The following is a 24,962-nucleotide window of genomic DNA, read 5'->3' as shown; positions in this document are numbered from 1 at the left end:
CTGCCCGATCTGAGTAACAGCGCAAATACGACCAAAGATTTTCTAAATTTTTCGATTAAAGGGCGGCAGTGAATTGAGTATTGCCTGACCATAGCGACGGGTAACCACCCGGCGATCCAGCAAAGTGACTGTGCCGCTGTCCCCTTCTGCCCGCAGTAAGCGCCCGCAGGCCTGCACCAATTTTAGGGCTGCATCCGGCACTGTGATTTGCATAAATGGATTGCCGCCCTTAGCTTCAATCCACTCCGCCAGCGCAGCCTCAATCGGGTCATCGGGCACCGCAAAAGGCAGTTTCGCAATAACCACGTGGCGGCAGTAATCCCCTGGCAGGTCCAACCCCTCGGCAAAACTCGCAAGCCCGAACAGGATACTGCTGCCACCGCCGTCGATAATCTCACGGTGGCTATCCAGCAACTGCTGGCGGGATTGCTGCCCCTGCATCAGGATTCGGTTGCGCCAGGTACCAGGGAGCGCCTCGTAAACCGTCTCCATCTGGCGCCGGGAGGAAAACAGTACCAGAGCGCCACCCTCCCCTTTCAGCAGGTCTGGCAACGCATCGATAATGGCGTCTGTGTGTTGCTCTGCATTGCCCGCATCCACAGCTTCCGGGGGCACTTGCAGTGTTGCACGGGAAAAATCGAAAGGACTCGGCACCACCTGATAGCTGGCATTGTCTGGAGTACCGGCACGCATTTGCAAACGATCAAATTTCCCCAGTGCTGTGAGTGTGGCCGAAGTCAGTACCGCGCCGTAACAGCGGCGCCACAAGCTGTATTCCAGGGTTTTGCCTGCGAGTATCGGTGAGCTGCAAACCTCAAAATCTGTGGAGCCGCCCCAGTCCACCAGGGTGACCCAGCGCGCCTGAGGCAATGCGCTATCAGCATCGGCACGGGCGTAATTCGCCCACAACAGAAGATTGGCCTCAGCGCGCCCATGCCAACTGCCCAACTGGGGGTACCAGCGCTCCAGATCTGCCAGGGGTACCGGCGAGTGGCCGTCCTCCATCATGCGTTGGGCGGTCTGCAACATCTTGCTGAGCAGGCTTTCCAACTCATCAAAGTCTTCCCGCAGCTTTTCCGCCAGCTGCGACATGGAATCGGGGATTACCCCACCTTCAAAGCGATGGCGGATGGTATTGCCCCGCTCATCTTCAAATTCACACAGCTCTTCAATCAGCGGCCACATCTGCTCCAACCCCTGCTTGGCAGAGGTGAGAACCGCCGGCAGCTGCTCGCCGCAGCGGTCGATCTGGGCGCCGTCACCAATCTCACCCAGCATCTGCCCCAGGGCCTTATTGGTTTGATCCAACCAACCGGTGGAAGCCCCGACGCGACTGTGGTGAGAGAAATGATTGAGAGCCTTTTCCGGTAGATGGTGGGCTTCATCAAGTACATAGATAGTCTCTTCCGGGGGCGGAAGAATTGCGCCACCACCCAGGGCCAGGTCCGCCAGCAACAGGTCGTGGTTAGCAACTATCACCTGGGTCTTGCCCAGGCTCTCTCGCGCTCGGAAGAAGCTGCAATTAGTGACATGGGGGCAGCGGCGGCCACTGCACTGGCGGTGGTCAGTGGTAACCCGACTCCAATCATCCGTCTCGATCGTATCCGGCCAGTTATCCCGATCGCCATCCCAGGTACCCGATGTCAGGCTATCCGTCATCTTCTGGTAGAGAGCGACACTCTCCGCTTCCACCTGCGGGAGTTCATCTTCATAGAGACCAAGGGAAAGGCCGGTGCCGGAGGCAGAAAAGCTGGACAAGAGTTGGTCCAACTTGGATAGGCAGAGATAGCGGCCACGGCCCTTCGCCAGGGCAAACTCAAATTTGAGCCCGCTGTGACGAGCAACTTCTGGCAGGTCCTTGTGGATAATCTGTTCCTGCAGGGCCACCGTGGCGGTGGATATCACCAGGGTCTTGTCCTGGGCCTGGGCCAGGGGAATAGAGGCGAGAAGGTAAGCAACAGTTTTACCGGTACCCGTACCCGCTTCAACTACACAGATATGCTCGCCATCAGTCTTGTCGCTATCGCGCTCACCACTGGTATTCTGGGTGATGGAACCCAGGGAGCGGGCAATGGCGGCTACCATCAGCTTCTGCCCATAGCGGGCTTTCAGCCCTCGACCGGACAGGAATTGGCTATAGGCGCCCTGAATGGCGCTTTTGTGTTTTTCGTTGAGCACGGGGGTGAGGTCTATTCGCTAAGTGGCTGGCGCAGGGGGCGCTATTATCCACTAAGCGCCCTCTCCCCACCAGCTTCTGAACTCAGCGGGCCTTACTCATAGGCGAGGCGAGATACCACGGGATTGGCGTAGGCCTGAATAGCCTTGTCGCGCCAGCGCTCATCAACCCGAGCCATGCGCGCTTCAAACTTCTCCCGCTCTTCTCTATGTGCAGCGGGGTCCCAGGCTTTAGCCGGATATCCCACCGGTAATTGCGGAACCTCACCGTAAACCATCTCGTAGGCAATCATATTGGATGGATGCAATGTGTAGTTGCCGATAACTTGGCGATCTATTTCTTCAGCCAGACTGTTTACATCGTTAAAATCACCTTCAATCGGCGTGCCGAAGGCGGCATGTACACGGCCTTTGTGACCGACAATGCCCTTACCAATCGAGGCCAAGTCCTCGTTTTTACCCTTCTTGTACTCGTCCTTGTGCTCGGTAACGTAAATTTCCTTGGCCTTCTGTGCATCACAGGGGTCCCATTCGTAGGAAATAGATACCGGAACAATATGCAACTTGCGCCAAAAATCGGCAAAGGGCGTTTCCCGGTTCTTAGTCATGGCGAACATGGCGCAGAGTGCTGGATTGGTGCGATCCAGGCCATCTTTGGCGCGCCCGGAACGCTGTGCGATCCACACATGCTCGTTATCGTTGACGATGGAGTGATAGATGTAATTGGACAACTGGGTTGCTGCCTGCAGCTTTTCCCGACGACTGCCCGAGCTGCGCACCACGGTGAAGCACTTGTTCAACTTCATCAGGTCGCTGGCAAACTGCTTGCTGAGCAGGTTGTCTCCAATCGCAATGCGGGAGGTCTCATGCCCTTCGCGGAACATCGCCTGAATCATCAGCGCCGGGTCCATAGCGATGTCGCGGTGATTGCTGACAAACAGGCAGGCGCGATCCCTGGGCAGGGTGTCCAGACCAGAAATGCTCAGGCCGGAGGTGGTGCGCTTGATCACCTTCTCCATATATTTGCCGACAATCTCTTGAAGATCCCGCACATTGCGAACATTGCGGAGTTCAAAGCGCAGAAACTGACGTACCAACCAGGCGACGGCGCCCTCCAGCTGAGCCAGTTTGGGGACAAGGAAATGCGCCGCTGCGTGGGACATTTCCGGGTCGGCAATTAGCCTTTTGATAACCTCGCGCACTTCATCATCGCGATAGGGGCGCATATCCTCGAATTGAGAGGGGTCTAACTCACTTGCTCTCATGAAATACTACCTGTCGGGCCTGCCTCAGACGGCCCGCACTTATTTATTTTGCGGCTGGATCAGCCGGGACTACTGGGCGCAGAACATACCGGAAGCGTCGACGAACTGCCAGCACTGGACCCGACCAGATAGTTGACCCCAGTGATAAATCCGGTTTCGACGACCAAGTCAACGCCAAAATACAGCGATGCTGCGATGATACAAAGTGGACTTCACCGCCCCAAGCTATGAGAATAAGGCTATTAACCGCCGCCGACGGCAAAACAACGATAACGAATACGGCGCTAGCCACGCAGTCAAGCAGGAGTTCACCTTGTCTCAATCCAACCCCAGCTCAGAGCCGCGCGCTCCCAGCTTAACGGACGCCCTGATCCCTCTCGGGATTCTCGTCGCCCTGTTGTCACTATCCGTATATTTCTACGGTGCAGACTCCTCCTACGGTCCCAATCAAATAGCGCTACTGCTCTGCGCCTGCGTTGTGGCCCTAATGGGGATGAAGAACGGACACAGCTGGAACGACATGGAAGGCGGGATGCTCCATGGCATTGGCCTGGTATTTGGCGCTATTCTGATCCTGCTGTCTGTAGGTGCACTTATCGGTAGCTGGATTCTGGCCGGCACAGTGCCTTCCATGATCTATTACGGCGTGCAGATTCTGTCGCCACAGTGGTTCTACGCCGCCAGCTGTATTATTTGTGCCGTAGTAGGACTAAGTATTGGCTCCAGCTGGACTACAGCGGGCACCTTGGGTGTGGCACTGATGGGAATCGCCGGCGCTCTGGGCCTATCCCTCGAGGTTACTGCCGGAGCCGTAATCTCTGGCGCCTACTTCGGCGATAAGATGTCTCCGCTCTCCGACACCACCAACGTGGCCGCAGCGGTAACATCCAATGATCTGTTCCAGCATATTCGCCATATGATGTCCACAGCGATCCCGGCCTTCGCGATCGCCCTGGCGGTTTTTGCTTTCCTGGGTTTTACCTCTGAAGCCAGTTCTGCCTCCGCAACTGATATCGAATCATTGCTCACCGCCCTTAGCAGTGAGTTCAAAATTTCCCTGGTTAGCCTGCTACCTTTGATCTTGTTGCTAGCAATGGCTTGGCGCAAAGTCCCCGCTTTCCCAACATTGATCATTGGCTCCCTGGTTGGCTGTGCCATCGCACTGATTTTCGAACCGGAAGCCGCCCGTCGCCTCGGTGGCGGTGAAGGTGCTTTAGCCCCCCTGAAGGGCGCCTGGTACAGCCTGTTCGACGGCTATAAGTCCACTTCCACCAACGAGAACGTAGCTGCATTGCTGTCCAAAGGCGGTATGAGCAGCATGCTCAACACCGTGTGGCTGATCACCTCCGCCATGGCCTTCGGCGGCGCTATGGAGCGGGCCGGATTCCTTCAGGTCATCGTCCAGGGAGTTTTGTCACTGGTTAAAACAGTGGGCGGCCTGGTAACTGCCACCGTATTCACCTGCTTTGGAATGAACCTGGCCGCAGGCGATCAGTACATGGCGATTATTATTCCGGGCCGTATGTTCCGCGAAGCCTTCAAGGAAAAGGGCCTACACGGGCTTAACTTGTCTCGCACCCTCGAAGATTCCGGCACCATCACCTCTGTGCTTATTCCCTGGAATACTTGTGGTGCCTTTATGGCGGCAACGCTGGGTATTGCTACCTGGGAGTATTTGCCTTTTGCCCTATTCAATATTATCTGCCCACTGCTGGCGATCGCCTATGGCTGGTTACACTTTAAGCAGAAGCCCATTTCTGTAGCGGCTGCGGCATCTTAAGGAAGAAGATAACCCCCCTATGAGTGAAAGCGGTACCCTAAGCGCCCTGATCGAGCAGGCTGACTTTAAATTGCGCTGGTTCGATCTGGGCCGGCGCTTGCAGTCGGTTTCAAAATCCACTGCGGCGGTATTCGAAGCGGGCCAGGCTCCCTGGCCACACCCCTACTTGCGCCAGGCCTGGACTGGCCTGCTACTCCAACCCAACGAGGGCGGTGAGCCCATCGTGTGGTTCCTGCGCTTCCCCCTGGACGAGCAGGGCAAACTGCAACTGCAAGCCCGCGATGGGTTGCTACACGCCCTGGCACAGGAGCTCAAGCAGGGGCCCGCTTCTGAATCTGCAGCGCAGCTGGACCAACTGCTGCAGCAAAGTGGCTTGCTGTTTACCCCGTCAACTGAGCGGCAGGCAACATTCCACTCCCAAACAGCGCTTCTGCTGGGCCTCCAGCCCAGCGAACATTACGAGTCTGTCCTGCGCTATTTTGGCGACCCGAAGAATCACCGCTGGGACAACCTTGCGCTGCAAGGGATTGCCGACTTGGCCGTGCGCTGGGAAAAAGAAAGCACTTTGCTAATGCGCCAGATTGGAAAAGTCGCGGCTCCGGTTTTTATTAACATTTGCCATTGCCTGGAAAACCAGCCGATCGACCACCGTCTTGCAGCAGCCATTATTGAGCGAGCAGAGCAAGAACTGACCGCAAACACGCCGGATATCTCGGTGGCCGCTGCTGCTATCAGGGGTATCTCTCACTCACCAGCCACAGGATTGCGACAGGCATTTATACAGTCACTTTTAGCTGAAGATGCCAGCAACCAGAATAAAGAAGTCTTGGCCGCAATAGGCAGTCGCTGCGTCCAAGATTTGGAAGAGCAGGAACTGGCTGCACAGTGGGTTGGCAAACTGGCCGATGCCGCTGACCAGCAGACTTTTAACTTGCTGCTTTCCGACTTAATGTTCATTCCGAAAGTGCGAATCGCCCTATTGAGTGCTCTCCGTGACCCGGCAAGAAAAGAAAGTCTCGCAGTAGCCTTTGGCAATTTTTTGCACGGACCCAAACCGACACACTGAAGGCCTAAAGATAACGCCTCAGCTGGTGCTCCCTCACCCATTAAAGCTACTTTCACGAGTGAGAATTTTTAACAGAAAAAACTCTTACTCGTGAAACCATTTTCTTTGCATCGCAAAAAAACTCCCCAATCCATCAAGCGGCATTGTCAGCCACAATAATAATTCTTAGAGTCTGCCTCAAAACTGGCGCGATCAGTTTCAGCGCGTAGATTAAACAACCGAAATTCACCATAAAAAACGGTCAGCACAAATCACATTTTTTAAAAAACCCCTTATTTAAGTAGTTTTTTAAAATAAATTGGCGCACCTCTTTTCATAACTTGATCATTGACAGACATTTAAACCCAACGCCTATTACACTCAAATAGGCGGTACCTTTGTAGAACAGATTTTACAAAGCTGACCAACAGGTGACGTTTTATTGGCTATGCTAATGGCTAACATCAACGGAAAGGAGTTAGGGGATGAATTTCACTCCAGCCAAGTACTTAATTGGAATTATCAGTGCACTGGTTCTTGCAGGTTGCTGTAGCCCTCCGGCACCTCCAGCTTACTGCCCACCCGGCGCTGAACAAATTCCTCTATCCATGGCTTGTCCTGCAGATGCCGACTGCTGGATGGCTTCCGACAGAGTGCGCTGCATGAAGGTGGTCAAGTAAAATCTTTTTCTTGCCCGACAGCGTGGTGATTCATACTAAATGAAGTTTTGACCAAATCACCGCTGACAGACACCCGATTTACAAAGCCTTATTTAGTATGGATCACCACAAAATGCCGCTCTAACGAGCGGCATTTGTCTTTCCCCACACAGTTCCTTATCTCGAAACATTCCCTGTAATAGACTGTGATGCCCGCGGCGCTGGCCCGGCAAAGAAAATGCCGTTAGCATTGCCGCCCAGAAATAATAAATAAAATTTGATTTGTGTACGTTTTAGCCAAGTGGCAATAAAAAGGCTCAGAAGAGAACAAACCGAATACCATGACTAGTGAAACCCTGGCTTTAAGCCGTGTAGCGGCAATCTCACGGTTGAAGTCCCATTTTGACCAACATAAGTGGTCCTTGAGAGAGCTGTTTGCAACGGATCCCCAAAGGACAGATAAGTTCAGCTCAGACGCAGCCGGAATCTATCTGGATTACAGTAAGAACCACTTGCGTGAAGACACCCTTAAGTTGCTGTTGGAATATGCAGAAGAGCAAGGTCTGAACAACCAAATTACTGCGCTAGTGAACGGGGCCATTGTCAACAATACCGAACACCGCCCTGCCCTGCACACCGCACTGCGATTTCAGGGGCAACCGAAAACTGAACAAGAGCGGGCGGTAAAAGATTGCCGCGAGCAAATGAAACAGTTTGCCGAATCGGTGCACAACCATAGCTGGCGCAGCTTCTCAGATAAACCGATCCGCCATATCGTGAATATCGGTATCGGCGGTTCCGACCTGGGTCCGCGCATGGCGGTAGAGGCCCTCAGCCCTTGGCACAAGGGCTCTATCGATGTGCACTTTGTTGCAAATATCGATGGCGCAGACCTTAGCGACACCCTGGCTGGTATTGATGCGGAAGAAACCCTTTTTGTGATTGCTTCCAAGTCCTTTTCCACCTTGGAAACCCGTGAAAATGCGCTGTCCGCACGCCGTTGGATGTTATCTGCCGGTTGCGACGAGTCGCAGTTGGCCAAACACTTTGTTGCGGTGAGCAGTAATATTACTGCTGCTCAGGATTTCGGAATTGCTCCTGAGAATATTTTCCCAATGTGGGATTGGGTGGGTGGTCGCTACTCACTCTGGTCTGCTATCGGCCTGCCCATTGTTCTTGCTTGCGGCTATGAAGTTTTTGAACAGCTTCTGCAAGGCGCCAATGCAATGGACCAGCACTTCGCCACTACTCCACTGGAGTCCAATCTACCCGTACTGATGGCGTTGACCCAGTTCTGGTATCGCCAGTGCTGGCATACGACCAGCCATGTCGTGCTGCCCTACGCGCAGCGCCTGGCCCGATTCCCCGCCTGGTTACAGCAGCTGGATATGGAGAGCCTGGGTAAAAGTGTCGACAAGGACGGGCAGGCGCTGGGCTACCCCAGTGGCAGCGTTATCTGGGGCAGTGAGGGTACGAATGGCCAACACTCTTTCCACCAATTATTGCACCAGGGAACCGACCTTATTCCAGCAGACTTTATCGCGGTCAAGGAACCGACGTCTGAACTTCTTGAACAGCACCGCTGGCTGCAGGCCTGTTGTATCAGCCAGAGCCAGGCGCTACTGCGAGGCAAAAGCCTGCATGAGGCCCGCCAGGAGCTGGAAGAAGCTGGTCACACTCATCGTGAGGCCCACGCCCTAGCCCCACATAAAGTAATCCCTGGTAATCGCTCCAGCAACACCCTGATCCTGGAAAAGTTAGATCCTTTCCACCTGGGCTCGCTCCTGGCACTGTACGAGCACAAAGTCTACGTTGGCGGCTGCCTGCTGGGGATCAACCCCTTTGATCAGTGGGGCGTCGAACTTGGTAAGCAGTTGAGTTCAAAAATCCATAAGGCTGCCAAGGGTGAAATTCCTCAGGATGACTGGGATAGTTCAACCCGCAGCCTGATGAAAAAGCTGCTCTAAACTCTACAAAAAAGGCCGCACTAATTAGTGCGGCCTTTTTTGATCTTTGTTAAGGACATCGTTAACTGGATGCAGAGCCCCGCTTCAGCATTGGCTCAATTAGATCCAGTGGCAACGGAAATACAATTGTAGAGCTGTTATTTGCGCCGGCAATATCAATCATGGTTTGCATATAGCGCAAAGTAATCGCGTTGGCATTTTTCGATAATTGATTCGCTGCCTCAGTCAGCTTTAAAGCCGCCTGCGCCTCCCCCTCTGCGTGTATAACTTTAGCCCGCCGCGCGCGCTCCGCCTCTGCCTGCTGTGCGATAGCCCGCACCATACTTTCATCAAGATCGATATGTTTAATCTCTACATTAGTAACTTTTACACCCCAGGCATCTGTTTGCTCATCGAGTATTTTTTGGATATCTACATTTAGCTTGTCCCGCTCACATAACATCTCATCCAGCTCGTGCTTACCCAGTACCGACCGCAATGTAGTTTGCGCTAACTGGCTTACAGCCTCGTGATAAAATTCCACATTAATAATTGCAGACTGTGGATTAATCACCCGGTAATAAACCACTGCGTTGACTTTAACTGAGACATTATCCCTGCTGATAACATCCTGGGTGGGTACGTCCATAACCACAGTGCGCAGATCCACGCGCTCCATAGTTTGAACAATGGGAATGATTATAATCAGTCCTGGCCCCTTCACTGTTTGGAAACGCCCCAGGAAAAATACCACCGCGCGCTCATACTCCCGCAAAATACGAATGGCATACATCAGCAGCAATATAAGTGCGACTACCAGTATCCCAAAAAAATAACTGAGCATCATTGGACTCTCCTTATTCCCACCTTAACTGTTGAGCACTTTCATTAGCTCAACTGATTGCCCTACCTATTCCACCTCTACCCGTAAAACCATACCGTGTTGGGCCACTACTCTAACTTTCTGACCCACCTTCAGAGGCTGGTTGCAGGTCGCCTGCCAAATCTCTCCATCGAGATGCACCAAGATCTCTGCGTCTTTAACTTCGCTTACCACCGCAGAGCGTCCCACAAAAGCCTGGTCTGCCGGGACTTTCGGCTGGCGTAAACTGCGTCCAACAGCGGTTAGTAGCATCAATAAAAAGACACCACTTACACCGGCAATAGCCCCAATCAGCTGTTTGGAAACCTGCATTCCCGGCACATCACTATCAATAAGCATTACAGAGCCAATCACCAATGCAATAATTCCACCGATCCCCAGGGCGCCGAAACTCGGCATAAAAACCTCTGCCACAATCAGCAATGCGCCAACAATAATTAATGCAAGACCAGCGTAATTAATCGGTAAAACTTGCAAGGCATAAAATGCCAGTAACAGGCAGATAACACCAACAATCCCGGGAACAAAAGCACCGGGGCTATACCCCTCAAAAATAAGCCCGTAAATACCCACCAATAACAAAATATAGGCCACTTGAGGATTGGTAATCAGGGCCAGCAATTCATTGCGCCAATCCGGCTCGTAACTTTCACTTTGCAGCTCGGCAATATTTTCAGGAATCGTATAATCACCGATATCGAGTAATACTTTTCGACCAGCAACCTGGCGCAATAAATCGTCATCATTATCCGCAACAATATCGATAACATTCATTTTTAACGCTTCCGGAGCCGTCAGGGTCGCGGCCTCGCGTACAGCTTTTTCCGCCCAGTCTGCATTGCGCCCATGGCGCTGTGCCAAACCCCGGATAAACGCGACTGAGTCATTAACGACTTTGCGCTCCATGGCCGTTCCCGCAAGCGGTTTTTCTTTTTCTCCATCCTCACCGTCTTCCGCCTTTTCTTTTTTCTCCTCCTCCTGCTTTCCCCCCGGCATAGGTGTGCCCTGAGGTCCGCCAATCTGCACTGGCGTAGCCGCTCCCAAGGTGGTAGCAGGAGCCATAGCGGCGATCTGGCTGGCATAGAGAATATAAGTTCCCGCACTCGCAGCGCGCGCGCCGGAGGGGTAAACGTAGGTGGCAATAGGGATAGGAGACGCAAGGATATGCTGGATGATATCCCGCGAGGCCGCATCCAACCCCCCAGGGGTATCCAGATGCAGAATCACCAACTCTGCGCCCTGGTCCACAGCTTCCTGCGTAGCCCGCTTGAAATAATCAGTCGTCGCGGGACCTATGGCGCCATCAATTTTGAGTATGGCTACATGGGGAAAGGGCTCTTCCAGGGCGGCACTTTTGCACACAAAAAGGCTGAGCAGCAGCGCCAGGAAAACCAGGCTGCGAAAGAACAAAACGGGCGAATTCTGCTTCGACATGCATCCATCCCTGATGCGACATCTGGCTCAACGCCAATATTTGGATATTGAGTGCCACAGCGAACAAGCAAAATCACTTTAGCATTCACGACACCCTAAACCGGAAACAAAAAACCCCGGCTAATTCCATCAGATTAACAGAATTAGCTGGGGCCTTGTTTATTTCCACCGGGATTTACGCCCAGTTGAGTAGTTTTATACCCGATTGCGTCGGCTATACCAGTTCACATCGCGGGAATATTTATCTACCTGATTCTCAACACCCAGCAACATAGCAAACAGAGCCATACGCACCAGCAAGCCATTGTCGGTCTGGCGGAAAATCGCCAGGCTCGGATGTTCATTTAGGTCGGTATCCAGTTCGTTCGCCTCTGCCCGTGAATCCCGTGGCAGGGGGTGCATAATTACCGTGTTAGGCTCTGCGTGGCGGGTAAAAATAGCCTTATTCAGGCGGAAGCGCCCACGATAGCGGTTGGCCTCTTCCTGAGAGGCGAAACGCTCTTCCTGGATACGGGTGGAGTAAACAATATCCACATGGGAGATAGAGGATTCCAGTTGATCAGTAACCGTCACCTCGTGCCCGGCCCCGCGCAGCATCTCCACAATCATTTCCGGCATGGCCAGTTCCGGTGGAGAGACCAGGGTAATCTGCACCTTGCCAAACAAACACAGCAGTTTGCACAGGGAGTGCACCGTGCGGCCATGCTTGAGGTCGCCGATCATGGCGATACGAAAATCATCCAGGGTGCGACCGTGCGCAGCCAGTTCCTTGCGAATGGTGTAGAGGTCCAACAGTGCCTGGGTGGGGTGTTCATTGGCGCCGTCGCCGCCGTTGACCACCGGCACACGACTCGCTTCAGCAAACTCAGCCACCGACCCTTCTTTTGGGTGGCGCATACAAATCACGTCGCTATAGCCCGATAGCACTCGGGCGGTGTCGTAAAGGGATTCGCCCTTTGCCATAGCGCTGGCAGTAATTCCTACCGTTTCACGTACAGTACCGCCCAACAGATTAAAGGCGGCTCCAAAACTCAGGCGAGTACGGGTGCTCGGCTCCATAAACATATTGCCGAGAATCGCCCCTTCCAATACTCGCGTTACCTTTTCACGCTGTGCATAGGGGGTCATGGCGTCAGCTACATCAAATACACGCTCTATGTCGGCGCGCTCAAATTGGCTGACCGACAGAATATTGGCTCCGATAAAGTCCATGGTTACTCCAGTGGTTGCGCCTTGTGGGCGCCGGGTATTCGCGAGCGGCATTCTACTCGGGCACCAGGAAAGAGCCCAGAGGAAGAACGGCCGCTGACGTGATTCGACACATTAGGCGAGTAAGCTATCGCCCCAGTTCTCCAGCTCTGTAATCAGGGAGATGCGCTCCGGGTGCTGAACCCGCAGCTCAGACAGCTGGCGGAAGTAATCTTCCAGGGTGATTGAGGCCCCGGCAGTAGCGTCAGTTAAGCGCTGGAAACACCAGATCTGCCAGCGCTGGTGCTCTTCCTCAGACAGGGTCTCGGGGAAATTGCGCGCCCGCATACGGAATAGCAGCTCGGGTAAGCGCTTATCGGTGAAAGGCACTTCACCCGCCAAAGCTTCCGGACCTCGGGCCGCCAGTCCACGGTGCAGTTCACGGCAGATATCGCGGTCAGAGTCGCTGAGGAATCCACCGTAAAGGTCCGCTTCCACATCTCTCTCAGGGAATTCCCGATCCAGGAATACGTTGTGCAGCTTTTCTGTCAAATCGATATCTTTGAGCTTCTGCCAGTTCGCCTCACAGGTTGTGCGATCGATACCCAGCTCAGCGGCGCGCTTGTCATCCAGCATATTTGCAGGCGCCAATACCGGGCACTTGTTCAAATGCACCAGTTTCAGCCCTACCGGCAACTCGCCCTCACCCAGCTTGTCGTGAGAGGTGTACAGGCGCTCTCGCAGAGTGTCTGCATCCAGGCTGAGTAATGGCTCGGGGTCCATCGCCAGGTTGGCAACAATAACCGCATTGCGGTTAACCGGGTGACTGGCCAAGGGCATCACATAGGTCAAGTGACCATGATTAGCAGAGACCTTGCCGGAAATATGCAATAGCGGACGGCGCTCGCGCATATCGATCATCTTGGCGGCCTCCTGCTTGCGACGCAGGCGGAACACATAATCGTACAGCTTTGGTTGCTGTTTGCGGATCAGCCTCGCCATATCAATGGTGGCGTGCACATCCGACAGCGCATCGTGGGCGCCCTCGTGGGAGATCCCATTGGCAGCGGTCAATTCTTCCAGGCGGAAGGACGGCGCACCGTCCTCACGGGTGGGCCACTGGATTCCCTCTGGGCGCAGGGCGTAGGTGAGGCGCACCATGTCAATAATGTCCCAACGGCTGTTGCCGGAGCGCCATTCCCGCTCATAGGGATCGAGCAGATTACGATAAAGGGTGTAGCGAGTTACCTCGTCATCAAAACGCAAACTGTTGTAGCCCACCCCACAGGTGCCCGGCGCACCCAGTTCGACGAGGATGCGCTGGATAAACTCTATTTCCGGCACTCCATTGGCCAGGGCTTTCTGCGGGCTAATGCCAGTCACCAGGCTCGCCATCGGCTGTGGCAAGCAATCCACTGAAGGGCGACAGTAAATCATCAATGGCTCGCCGACGATATTCAGTTCTTCGTCGGTCCTGATACCGGCAAACTGCGCCGGCTTGTCGGCACCCGGGTCTGTACCCCAGGTTTCATAATCGTGCCAATAAAGTGTGGTAGAACTCACGGTACCTCCATAATTTGGCGGCATCATACCACCGAGAACCTCCTCGTCTGGACACCCAAGTCGAGATTTCGAGCACTCTGGACCAACTCCTTTGCCAACGCTGGTTGCAAAGCCGCCACCGCCCATTAAAATTCGGCGTTTCCACGAATTTAAGACAGCACTTCACTCTATGAATATTCGCCAGCTCCTCACCGACAAATTCCAGGCCGCCATGCTCGCCGCCGGTATCCCCGAAGAATGCGGCCCGATTGTGGCACCTGCGAAGAAAGCCGGATTTGGCGACTACCAGGCCAATGGCGCTATGGGCGCTGCCAAGCGTATGGGCACCAACCCGCGCGAGCTGGCTGGCAAGATCCTTGAGCAGCTGGATAAAGGCGATATGATCGAAAAAGTCGAGATCGCAGGCCCCGGTTTCTTGAATATTCACTTGAGCGAACAGTGGCTGAGCCAGCAACTATTGTCCGCCCAAGGCGACAAGCGCCTGAATATCGCCTCGGTTGAAGAGCCCAAGACCGTAGTCATCGACTATTCCCACCCCAACCTGGCCAAGGAAATGCACGTAGGCCACCTGCGCACCACCATTATCGGTGATGCCCTGGCACGTCTATTGGAGTTCCAAGGTCACAAGGTAGTTCGCCAAAATCATATGGGCGACTGGGGCACCCAGTTCGGTATGTTGCTGGCACACCTTTCCGACAAGCTGGCAGACAGTGATGCAGAAGTGGCACTGGCCGATCTGGAAGTCTTCTACCGCGAAGCCAAGGTTCGCTTTGATGATGAAGAAGGCTTTGCCGATCGCGCCCGTGAATACGTTGTAAAACTGCAAGGCGGAGATGAGCAGTGCCTGAAACTGTGGAAGCAGTTTATTGATATCTCTATCAGCCACTGTGAAGAAATCTACTCCAAGCTGAATGTCACCCTCAAGCAGGAAGACGTATACGCTGAAAGCCAGTACAACGATGATCTGCCGGTGCTGGTAAATGAGCTGCTGGATAATGGAATCGCCGTTGAAGACCAGGGCGCGATCGTTGTTTTCCTGGAAGAGATGGCCGATAAGGAAGGCAACCCCAGCCCGATGATTATCCAGAAGAAAGGCGGCGGCTACCTGTATGCCACCACCGACCTGGCCGCTATCCGCTACCGCGCCAACCAACTCAGTGCCGACCGTATCCTATATGTTGTTGATGCTCGCCAATCCCTGCACCTACAACAGGCCTTTGTCGCCTCGCGCAAAGCGAGCTTCCTGCCGGAGTCGGTTTCTCTAGAGCATTGCGCTTTTGGCACCATGATGGGCGACGATGGCAAACCATTTAAAACCCGCACCGGCGGCACCGTAAAACTGGCAGCCCTCCTGGATGAAGCAGTAGAGCGTGCAGAGAAACTGGTGGCTGAGAAAAACCCGGAGCTGGATGCAAAAACCTGTGCAGAAATCGCGCGCAAGGTGGGCATCGGCGCGGTGAAATATGCGGACCTAAGCAAAACCCGCACTAACGATTACATCTTCAGCTGGGAATCCATGCTGAGCTTTGAGGGCAATACCGCCCCCTACCTACAGTATGCTTACACCCGCGTACGCAGTATTTTCCGCAAAGCCGGTATTGAGCCGAGCGAGCTCAAGGGCGATATCCAACTGGAAAACCCACAGGAACGCGCCCTGGCAATTAAACTAAGCCAATTTGGCGAAGTACTGGACCAGGTAGCCAAAGATACCTTCCCGCATGTGCTCTGCACTTACCTGTACGAGCTGGCCAGTGCTTATATGTGTTTTTACGAAGCCTGTCCGGTGCTAAAAGAAGGCATCAGCGAAACGCAGAAACACAGCCGCCTACAGCTGTGCAACCTGGTCGCGCGCACACTAACCGCCGGCCTCGATCTGCTCGGTATTGAGGTAATGGAGCAAATGTAAGCTGCGTATGCAGAGGGCGGCCACCGCCCTCTGCCGTCTCTGCATGCCTTTTCCTGCCGCGCCCGAGCAATCCACGGTCAGGCCCTGCGAACAAAAGCGCCTATCCTTGGGGCGCCGGGCTGTGGAAAACGCTCGATACACGCTGGCAATGCCGTCTGGTAAATGTATAGATCGCCCCCGGCTTCGGCACAAACGAGCGCTCAAGTCGACGTATTTACCGCTTCATGTCGACCACTTCTCTCTGCCGATATAAATCTGCACTAAGTACTTGTCACCACTGCCCGTCCCCAATATCATGCCGCGCTTCTACGTTTGGCACCCCATAAAGATCACTCCGGTGATGTTTTGCAAATAGAGCGATACCAGTGCCGTTATCGTCATGTGTGTCGGTTATTGTGGGAATCTAGGGAGCCTCTGAATAACTCCATAATGCCTCTGCGGGCCTTGAAGGCCGCATCTGCTGCGTTGCGGCTCTTGCTTGCAACTGCCACCCCTGCCTCGCAACAGTATCAACGGAACTGACACTCAAGCAGGAAAAGATTCTATATGTTCGTACTTTTAATAGTCGTTATTATTATCGCACTCTTAACTTTTCACCTGGTCGCGCTGGTCAGAGCACTATTCGGGCTCGACAAAAAGAAGAAAAAGACCAAGAAGGAAAAGAAGAGGATCCGTATAGGCCTGAGCGACGATGAAGATGCGCTTGATTACAGCGGTGACGGTGACTAGTGCGCTCATCCTTCACCGCCCTCCGTTACCACTAGTGCCAGAGTCCTGACACAATGATTTTAGCCGCCGATGTCGACTATCGGGAAACCTCAACCAGTATAGCCGCCATCACCTTTAAGCACTGGCAAGGTCGCTGTCCATCAGCTATATACCGCTCTTATGTAACAGAAGTTGCCGCCTCCGAGCCCGACCAATTCTACAAGCGCGAACAGGCCCCAGTTTCGCCCATCACTGCCGAGCTCTGACACTTTTACCAGCGCCTGCTCCCAAGCCATTTTGCCGATATAACCGCACACCTGCAAATACGGCCAAAGGTCAGGAGTTTTTTACCGCATACAATTATCGCGAGACATTTACCACACAAAAAGATCCCAACCAGGGCGCCATGCAGGCCTTTGCGGCGGACCCACAGCAAACGCGGCCGGCAGTAATTATCGCCAAAATGACAGTCATTGCCTGCTGACAATTCAGATTTATCGCCCATAAACAAAAACAAATAGTGACATTTCACTATTACTGAATTTTGGCAATAAATACACTTCAAACACCTAGCGCGGGTGTGTATAACGCCCCGCACAAAAGCTATTTGCCAAGCCTGTCACAGCAACTGTGCACCGGCGCTGCCACCTAGAGTTAGGTTGTAAGCAGCGCAGTAAATACGCAAGCTTGAATATTTCACAGAGACAGCAAAACAATATTTGTAGAAAACCTATCCAACACGAGATAAAAGAATGACCTGCTGGGACATTATTGGCATATCCGCCACAGTGGATAAAAGGGCGATTAAGCGTGCCTACGCCTCCAAACTCAAAAAGCATCGTCCAGATGAAGACCCCGAGGGTTTCAAGCAGCTTCGCCTCGCCTATGAGGAGGCCCTGGAAGAAGCCAAATCCTATCATCCCACTCAGGAGCAAAGCGCGCCGCAGTCCAGCCCGGTGCCGGCCGCAGAAAATACCGCAGCTCAAGTCGCGCCCCATGCTCAGAGAGAAATCATCGACAGCGACCGCGACAGCTGCGAACAGGCAGTGACCAAGTTGCAACAGGCGGTCGTAGAGCTCTATGAAGACTTTAATGCGCGGATACAGCTCGGCAATTGGCAGGCCATTTTCGACCAGGCTGAAACCTGGGATATAGAAGTTCTCCAGCACGTAGCGCTGGGGCTATTGCAGTTTATTGGCCGAAACCCTTTTATCCCCAGCGAGGTTATCAGCTACCTGGAAAGCCAGTTCGCCTGGCAGGAAAACCACAGCTGGCTGCAACAGTATTTCGAAGAAGACTTTCTACGTTATGTGTTAAATCATGCTATCGTCTGTCGCTGGGGGCCATCCTACCGAGACATTCGCTTCCCAGAAAACAGCGACCTGGAAACAGTCGAGACCTATCTCCGCCAACGCAAACTGCTGACCTATCTGCTCGATGATCCAGAAGACGATGAGCGCGATGCTCTGCTGAGCGCACTGCAAGGGCATAATGTACAAGACCCCGAACTCTACCGCCTACTCTCCAGTCTGTACTTAAACGAGGGCGATCTCGCGCGCGCGTTACAATACAGCGAACAACTCAACAACACCTTTAGTGGAAATATTGATGGGCACTTGCGCAGTGCCAACTTGTACTATCGCCAAGGCTATTTCAGCGCTGCGTTCAGCGCCTACGAATCCGCCCTCGCCATTGATGAAGAGCACCCCCTCGCTCTCAAGGGACTCGCCGCCTGCTACCTGCAAAGGTGCGATCTATTCGCCAGCAAACATCTCTTTGAGCAGGCCCTGGCACAAGTGCCCTTCGATATGGAAGCACGTATTCAGCTGGTGCAAATCAACCAGAAAATTATTCAGCAGGGCCTTGAGCACCTGGAAAAACACCCAAAGGACACCCGCGAACAGCGCTATGTAGCCGAGGGATATCTGGAGATAGGTGCCTACCACGAGGCGATTCAGTTTCTTCTCCCCCTCACCAAGTCAGGATTTTTTTCCAAAGCCGACAGAGATGGCGAGTTTCACTATCTACTGGGACTTGCCTACGAAGCGATCGATCAGCTGGAGGCAGCAGAGAATACCTTCAATCGATCACTCAATCTTGCGGTAATGAGTGGCGGCAACGGTTACGAGGCCCTCGTTAAGCTCGGCGAGACGGCATACGTCAACAATAAATTTAAATGGGCGGAAAAAATGCTCCTGCAGGCCCGGCATTTCAATCCGGAATCTAGCAAGGTACTGAGGTTACTGGCCGGCTGTCAACTCGGCCAAGAAGAGCCAGAAAAACTAGATGAGGCTCTGGAAAATATTAACCACGCAATCCGCATCAACAGCGAAGAACACCACAGCTATACCCTTCGCGCCCTAATATTTAGGGCGACCGAGAACTACGCTGCGGAGGCGGCCGACTTAAAGCAGGTTTTAGAATACTGCCCCACCTGCAGCAAGCACTGGCACAAGCTGGGCCTGTGCCTCCTGAAATTGCAGCAGCTCGATGAGGCCATGACGGCATTTGAAAACGCCACCCTCTATAACACCGCCAGGCGGGATTCCGCTCTGCAGTGGATACAGATCGCCCTCGGGACCGGCAACAGAGATAGCGCCCAACTCGCACTCGAGGCCCTGGAAAGAGCCAAGGCCGACCCCGCACAAATAACGCTTTTTAAAGAAACTATTGAGAGAATGAACAGTGAAGTGGCTAACGAACCTAGCGCCTGAGCAAGAATATTTTTTGAACCCCGATGCACTGTCGCAGACCCAGCTTTGGATACTGGGCCTTATGGGGCAGCTCTGTGAAATGAACGAACTGCGCCACGATGTTTTTCACAACCTGGGCACCTCCGACCAATCCCGGCAGAATATCGCCCATATGATGAAGCGCGACTGGGGTATTGAATCCCGCGAAGACTGCCTGAGTATGCTGGAGTGGCTGCGCACAGAAGGGCATAACGCCGGGTATATGCCACAACAAAAACACTTCGAGGGATTGTCGGAAGCCGCCATCGATGCTTATATCGAAGCCCATGATCACGATACCGATGAGCAGATACGCTTAAAATTGGTAAAGGCCTACCGCCACACCTTGCAAATTGGTGGTATTGGTGCCTGGGATTATGCGCGCTTTATTAGCGTCAGCCGCTGGTGCACCTCGCTGGAGCTACTCAGTGAAGAGGAAGCCTGGGAAAAAATGCTGGATATCGCCCAGAGAGCACAGAAATCTTTCGATAGCTGGTATAGCTATGGTCTCAGCTATATTGCCGGGCGCCAGTACTGGCGCAAGACCCTCTCTGAGGATTTTGCCAAAGAGTCGACAGAGGTGATTAAGGGTCTAACCGGCAGTCCACATAGTCCATGGAACTCACTGCCATGGGACTTAAACCTGAATCCGTTTTGACCTACTTGAAGATAAGGTGATGGGGCAGATATTACCTGCCCTCATCCCGCCCTCATGATAAATATACTGGAAAACTTAACTTATCTCCGCCACGTGCCCCAGCAGCATTAAGTGCGCGAACATGGCATACTTCTGCCTTTGCCCCAATGAAAGGGGGAGTTCACATGAGGATTTTAATAACCGGCGCCTCCGGCCTATTGGGGCGCAGTGTATTTAAACAGCTTTCCAGCAATCCGGTTTTTTCTGTTACCGGTACCGCCTTTTCCCGCGCGAGAGAAAATTTAATTCGCCTGGACTTGTCCGATAGCGAAGCGGTGAAGACCTGCCTGCAACAGGTTAATCCCGATATTGTCATTCACTGCGCCGCCGAGCGCTGGCCTGATCGCTGCGCCGACAGCCCCGACACCGCCTGGCAGCTCAATGTCAGCAGCACAGAATTCCTGGCGAAATACTGTAACGAAAACGATACACAATTAGTGTATATCAGCACCGACTATGTTTTTGATGGCAGCACCCCGCCCTACAAAGCTGATGACAATCCCAACCCGGTTAACTTCTATGGCCGCAGTAAATTGGCAGGGGAAGAGGCCGTACTGAATAACGGAAACCACTGGGTATTGAGGCTGCCCTGGTTATTCGGGCCCGTTGCCTATCTGGAGGAATCCGGTATCACCGCCCTACTGGATACTTTGCGCGAGCAAAAGCCAGTCACGTTGGATCACTGGGCTATTCGTTTTCCCACCAGTGTTGAGGAAGTGGCCGAAGTATTGGAGCAATGCCTGCTAAAAATTCGTAGTGGTATGAATTTTGAAGGCATTTACCAGTGGAGTGGCGATACGGCCTGCACACGCTACGAGCTCGCACACATTATTGCCAAGGCTTGCAATCTGAATGCCGAACACCTGAGCGCTGAAAGTGAACCCAATTTTACAGTGCCACGCCCTTACAATTGCCAACTGGATAAATCAAAACTGACAGATATGGGGATTAGCAGTAGCGAACCCCTGGAGCAACAGCTGTTACGAAATTTAAAGCCATTTATTCCAGGCTGATTTAAACAGCTCTCAAACAAAGCGCTACAGGGAAGTATCGCTGCCGGCCATGTTCCGGCTCACACCTATGTAATACCGTTAACTCATACAACAAACGGTACTACAAGGTGGCAATCGAGTAGATCAGGGAGGAGCTATTGGATTGCCGAGTAAAACCACTCGAATATTTAGGGAAGGATAAATGAAATTAAAACACTGGTTCTCTGCGGGAGCTCTGGTACTGGGCAGCCTAACCACATTGGCTTCTTGCAATGCGGATAGCGGACCTCACAGCAAGAAACCACACCAGGCCATCAAGACTGAAAACGCCCAACCCATTATCTGGATTGGCGACTTCAATAACTTTGACGATGCCGTAGCACTGATGCTAATCGCCAAAGACCCACGCTATACCCTGGAGCTGGCTGTCGTTGAGGACTCTTTCAATACCGTAGCGCACGGGGCCAACACTGTTTACAACATCCTCGAATGGCTGGGAAATAACGATACTCAGGTTATTCGCGGAGCCTATTTTGCCACAGAAGAAGTCGCCTACGGCGCAAACGGCAAAGCTTCAGTATCTCCAGTAAATGACGATAAGGCCGTTCTCGGCAGAGAAGACTACCAACTACCCAACTCCTCCGATTTCTCCACCGGCACCTGGAACCTCGAGCGCCGCAACGCCATGGGTATCAATCTCTACGGCCAGTATGTACCCGGCCCCTGGCGTGACAACGGCTCCACCTTATATGGAACTGACCACCTAATCCCGCGCGCAAAACAGGAGCACTACCGTTACCAAGGTAACAATGGTGTCTCCTTCAATTTTGAGCTGGCCGAAGACATTATCCTGGAAACGATGGATAACCTGGAGCAACGCCCAGTAGTTTTCAATACCGGCAAACTCACCACCCTGGCCCGGGTACTTGGCAAAGCCAACGAAGAGCAGCTGGCTAAAATTGACCGCGTTATTATGATGGGTGGTGGCTTTGAGAATTATGAGCCGTTTACCCAGAATCACGAAGCAGCCTGCTTTGGCGATAAATCTAGAAATCTGGGCGGCAATATTTTCTCCCACCCCAGCTTTGGCTGTGACAGCGACTTCAGTACCCATCAGGAATTCAATATTCTGCTCGACCCACTGAGCGCACAATGGGCCTTCGACGCCCTGAGTAAAAATCGTATTGAAACCTATCTGGTTCCGACCAACTCAACCGATATGGCCAAAGTACAAGGCAGCACCATCGAAGCCCTCGCAGAGCGCCGCGCAACTCCGGAAGCCTGCTACACCTCCCAACTCCTCAGTTCCATTCGTGAATTTGAGGGTGGGGATTTCCAGGGTAATGGTGACTTCGCCATGGATGCCGTTATTCGCCTGTGGGATATTATTGCTGCCTTGGTACTTTTGGAGCCTGAAACTTTAGAGATGGATTTGGTACCCGGATTTATCGAAGTAGACCAGTTAAATGCCGGACTGGCTGACAGTATGACTCCTTATGATCCCATCACCTTCGACCCAACTGTAGGAAAAACCACCATTGCTGAAAATGGCGAGGGCTTGGCAGTAAATGTGGTTATGGGTATAAACCACGATGCTGCGCGCTCAGCAATGATCGAACGCTTGCGCGATCGCTTTAATGCTGCACAGAGGGGACCTAAGTGCCGCACGAGTACTCATTAATTAATAAAGCAACATTCTTGATAAGAAATACAAACTTGTAGATAATCTACTTTATATACATATCAATTAACTAGGGTAATCGACAACATTGTCCGATTACCCTTAAAGTTACCCACTAACCAGATCAATTTATTTTTGTTTACCATTCACAGAAAGCAAACAAATTAGCTTCAACTAAAACTCAAACACGGCACAAATGAACTTATACAGACTCTTCACCCCAAAAAAAACCACCATGGGCGCCTATTTTTACAATAAAACCTATAACATAGCCTATAAGAGAATACCTAAATCAGCCTGCACCACCATAGAAAAATGGCTGGCAGAACACCATAACAACCACACAAAAACTCCAGATTTAAAAATACACTCTGAGGAAGCGAATTCACTATATTTTGATAAAGTAGAGACAAATAAGTCCGCACTCCCAAACTGCTACACCTTTACTTTCGTAAGAAACCCCTATGACCGGTTTCTCTCTTTTTATAAAAACAAAATACTAACAGACAAACCAGAAAAACATATCTTCAAAAACCTAAAGGATTACGGCATCTATCCCAATATGCCCATAGAGGAGTGCGCCCTAAGATTATCCGAAGTTAAAAATATGGCCAAATTAAACCCTCACGTTATCCCACAGAGTCTATTTATTTTCTCAGGAAGAGTTTCTGAAATTGATTTTATTGGACGACTAGAAAACTTTCATTCTGATTCGCGACATCTACAACAAAAAATCAACTCGAAAATTCCATTTAGAATCTCAAACACCAGCAAAGATAACCAATTAACTCTAAGCACAAGAAGCAAGACATTAATAGCAAAAGCTTACAAGAAGGATTTCATTCTGTTAGGATATAAAATTTAAAGGCTCCTTAAGTTTGTAGCGAGAACATAATTTTCACAGACCAACTTAAAAATAGACACTTACAAGAAAGCAGATACCCTTCAGTGAGTACAAGCACTCAATCGAAAACGCACCCTACCTCTTGAACTCAACCTTCTCCCGAAAAACTAAACATTTTCTAACACCTAACATGTCACCAACAAACAATCACCAAGGAAAGTAATTCCATGGCAGCAATTAAGATTTAATCAATGACAGCTAGAGAAGCTTACAAAGATGACACATACTTATAGCCAATTGAAAATTTGCGTGACCACTCCAATACAATACATACTCAATCCAAGCTTCAAGCACAACCACATTAGCTGCAACCAGCCATCAGAGATAATTGCATATACTTCTATGAATCCAGCATTTAAGAAAGGGACTCTTCCAGCAATGAAGAATCGGCGGCATTGATGGGCACAAATAACCATACCACCTCTATTATGTGTGTGTTTTTTTTTGGGGGGGGGGGGGGGGGGGGGGGGGGCAATAATGGTAATCACCCTTCAAATGCGGCATATAAAAGTGAAGAAACAAGATAGAGTTATGATATTAAACACCATCCAATAACACTTACCAAGAAACACCCCCCTAAAAATCCATTTTTCTTGGTCACCCAAGCAAGTTTATCCAGCCACTTAATTTGGCAGAATACCCTTAAGTTAAGCGCTGAATATTTTTATTAACACTCCAGCTTACCCTAAACCATTAATTACATTATCTTTTTTGTAGAACCGCCAAATTAAACAAAAAACAAACTATTCCCACTTATCTCATAAAATAATTTCACAGCCGAAAATAAATCTTAAAATGGCAATGCAAAAGAACATGAATCCCTACCCCAGACGTACCACGATAGCTATTGCCCGCTTGAAGTCACCAATAAAGCACGCACTCTTCTTGTTCAGCTATAATAGAAATTCGAACTAAAAATATAAGTGAACCATTCGCTTTAACACATACTACGACTGATAAGTTCAATGAGTCATAAGCAGACCATAAAAAAACGTAATAGTGTAATAGAAACTGTTGCGCGAAAATGTATTGCTGGCGACTTTTATAATACTGCAAAAATATATGGCCATGCTGCTGACCGCGAAGCGTTAACTGCAACACGAGATTAACGATAGAGAATACGCGAGCGTGCAAGAGGTGTCACGGTGAGGCACCTGCTAAGAACCGATTTTTTTGCAAGCTCCCCTTGTATTTAAAAAGCCCAGAATACTCACTAGCCTGATCTTTCTCGCACTCCAGCTATTAAGCTATGAAACACTCTTTTATTTTGTCTGATCATTTAATGAGCGTAACTAGAATGAGCCTTGAGCAAGTGGCAACACTGAAATTCATACTACTTACTCAGAGAATGGAGTTATCAACCAACAACCTTAGAGAACCTATCCTCCCCCCCCTTACTCCGCC

The 24,962-nt window shown here is 51.7% G+C and carries 19 protein-coding genes; 13 read left to right on the top strand and 6 right to left on the bottom strand.

Going from position 1 to position 24,962, the window contains the following annotated elements:
• Positions 1 to 42: 42 nt before the first annotated feature.
• Both dinG and ACJJIQ_RS00770 read right to left on the bottom strand, forming a co-directional pair.
• Positions 43 to 2,178 (bottom strand): ATP-dependent DNA helicase DinG, encoded by a 2,136-nt coding sequence (gene dinG, locus ACJJIQ_RS00775; protein WP_445363396.1) that lies wholly within the window; start codon positions 2,176 to 2,178, stop codon positions 43 to 45.
• Positions 2,179 to 2,270: 92 nt separating this feature from the next.
• Complete coding sequence (locus ACJJIQ_RS00770) at positions 2,271 to 3,440, bottom strand: 1-acyl-sn-glycerol-3-phosphate acyltransferase (protein ID WP_445363395.1); 1,170 nt, start codon at positions 3,438 to 3,440, stop codon at positions 2,271 to 2,273.
• A 313-nt stretch (positions 3,441 to 3,753) separates the two neighbouring features.
• Here ACJJIQ_RS00770 and nhaC point away from each other — a divergent pair, with 313 nt between their 5' ends.
• From nhaC to pgi, 4 genes are all read left to right on the top strand, one after another.
• On the top strand, positions 3,754 to 5,220 hold the full coding sequence (gene nhaC / locus ACJJIQ_RS00765) for a Na+/H+ antiporter NhaC (protein WP_444928210.1): 1,467 nt from the start codon (positions 3,754 to 3,756) through the stop codon (positions 5,218 to 5,220).
• Positions 5,221 to 5,239: 19 nt separating this feature from the next.
• Positions 5,240 to 6,286, top strand: coding sequence for a DUF3549 family protein (locus tag ACJJIQ_RS00760; protein WP_445363394.1), 1,047 nt, complete (start codon positions 5,240 to 5,242; stop codon positions 6,284 to 6,286).
• Positions 6,287 to 6,750: 464 nt separating this feature from the next.
• The gene (locus tag ACJJIQ_RS00755; RefSeq protein WP_157533369.1) at positions 6,751 to 6,945 is read left to right on the top strand and encodes a hypothetical protein; all 195 of its coding nucleotides are present in this window, start codon (positions 6,751 to 6,753) and stop codon (positions 6,943 to 6,945) included.
• A 320-nt stretch (positions 6,946 to 7,265) separates the two neighbouring features.
• Entirely contained in the window at positions 7,266 to 8,891 is a 1,626-nt protein-coding gene (gene pgi / locus ACJJIQ_RS00750; RefSeq protein ID WP_445363393.1) for a glucose-6-phosphate isomerase, read from the top strand.
• Positions 8,892 to 8,952: 61 nt separating this feature from the next.
• Here the strand turns inward: pgi and ACJJIQ_RS00745 are convergent, their stop codons facing one another.
• The 4 genes from ACJJIQ_RS00745 to sbcB all read right to left on the bottom strand — a co-directional run bounded on the left by ACJJIQ_RS00745 (position 8,953) and on the right by sbcB (position 13,962).
• Positions 8,953 to 9,717 (bottom strand): slipin family protein, encoded by a 765-nt coding sequence (locus tag ACJJIQ_RS00745; protein WP_413664548.1) that lies wholly within the window; start codon positions 9,715 to 9,717, stop codon positions 8,953 to 8,955.
• Positions 9,718 to 9,780: 63 nt separating this feature from the next.
• Positions 9,781 to 11,187: an NfeD family protein gene (locus ACJJIQ_RS00740; protein ID WP_445363392.1), complete on the bottom strand. Its 1,407-nt coding sequence runs from the start codon at positions 11,185 to 11,187 to the stop codon at positions 9,781 to 9,783.
• Between the two features lie 195 nt (positions 11,188 to 11,382).
• The gene (locus ACJJIQ_RS00735) at positions 11,383 to 12,399 is read right to left on the bottom strand and encodes an aspartate carbamoyltransferase (protein WP_413664546.1); all 1,017 of its coding nucleotides are present in this window, start codon (positions 12,397 to 12,399) and stop codon (positions 11,383 to 11,385) included.
• A gap of 111 nt (positions 12,400 to 12,510) precedes the next feature.
• Positions 12,511 to 13,962 (bottom strand): exodeoxyribonuclease I, encoded by a 1,452-nt coding sequence (gene sbcB / locus ACJJIQ_RS00730; RefSeq protein WP_445364854.1) that lies wholly within the window; start codon positions 13,960 to 13,962, stop codon positions 12,511 to 12,513.
• A 145-nt stretch (positions 13,963 to 14,107) separates the two neighbouring features.
• On the opposite strand from sbcB, the gene argS reads away from it, so the two are divergent.
• The 9 genes from argS to ACJJIQ_RS00685 all read left to right on the top strand — a co-directional run bounded on the left by argS (position 14,108) and on the right by ACJJIQ_RS00685 (position 24,667).
• A complete protein-coding gene (argS, locus tag ACJJIQ_RS00725; RefSeq protein ID WP_445363391.1) occupies positions 14,108 to 15,844 on the top strand; it encodes an arginine--tRNA ligase in 1,737 nt (578 codons plus the stop codon).
• Between the two features lie 546 nt (positions 15,845 to 16,390).
• On the top strand, positions 16,391 to 16,573 hold the full coding sequence (locus tag ACJJIQ_RS00720; RefSeq protein ID WP_445363390.1) for a hypothetical protein: 183 nt from the start codon (positions 16,391 to 16,393) through the stop codon (positions 16,571 to 16,573).
• Positions 16,574 to 16,626: 53 nt separating this feature from the next.
• On the top strand, positions 16,627 to 16,818 hold the full coding sequence (locus ACJJIQ_RS00715; RefSeq protein WP_445363389.1) for a hypothetical protein: 192 nt from the start codon (positions 16,627 to 16,629) through the stop codon (positions 16,816 to 16,818).
• Positions 16,819 to 17,304: 486 nt separating this feature from the next.
• The gene (locus ACJJIQ_RS00710; protein ID WP_445363388.1) at positions 17,305 to 19,266 is read left to right on the top strand and encodes a hypothetical protein; all 1,962 of its coding nucleotides are present in this window, start codon (positions 17,305 to 17,307) and stop codon (positions 19,264 to 19,266) included.
• Positions 19,238 to 19,942, top strand: a complete 705-nt coding sequence (locus ACJJIQ_RS00705; RefSeq protein WP_445363387.1) for a DUF1266 domain-containing protein — start codon at positions 19,238 to 19,240, stop codon at positions 19,940 to 19,942. Before ACJJIQ_RS00710 ends, ACJJIQ_RS00705 begins: the two co-directional genes overlap by 29 nt.
• Positions 19,943 to 20,106: 164 nt before the next feature.
• Positions 20,107 to 20,994 (top strand): dTDP-4-dehydrorhamnose reductase family protein, encoded by an 888-nt coding sequence (locus ACJJIQ_RS00700; protein ID WP_445363386.1) that lies wholly within the window; start codon positions 20,107 to 20,109, stop codon positions 20,992 to 20,994.
• Between the two features lie 181 nt (positions 20,995 to 21,175).
• A complete protein-coding gene (locus tag ACJJIQ_RS00695; RefSeq protein WP_445363385.1) occupies positions 21,176 to 22,654 on the top strand; it encodes a nucleoside hydrolase in 1,479 nt (492 codons plus the stop codon).
• Between the two features lie 196 nt (positions 22,655 to 22,850).
• On the top strand, positions 22,851 to 23,519 hold the full coding sequence (locus ACJJIQ_RS00690; protein ID WP_445363384.1) for a sulfotransferase family 2 domain-containing protein: 669 nt from the start codon (positions 22,851 to 22,853) through the stop codon (positions 23,517 to 23,519).
• A gap of 1,004 nt (positions 23,520 to 24,523) precedes the next feature.
• Entirely contained in the window at positions 24,524 to 24,667 is a 144-nt protein-coding gene (locus ACJJIQ_RS00685; protein ID WP_445363383.1) for a DUF5713 family protein, read from the top strand.
• Positions 24,668 to 24,962: the final 295 nt, after the last annotated feature.

This window comes from Microbulbifer maximicatervae (SeqCode) (assembly GCF_052468295.1).
The sequence above is the reverse complement of the archived record's forward strand: the minus strand, read 5'-3'. Positions and strand labels throughout refer to the sequence as shown.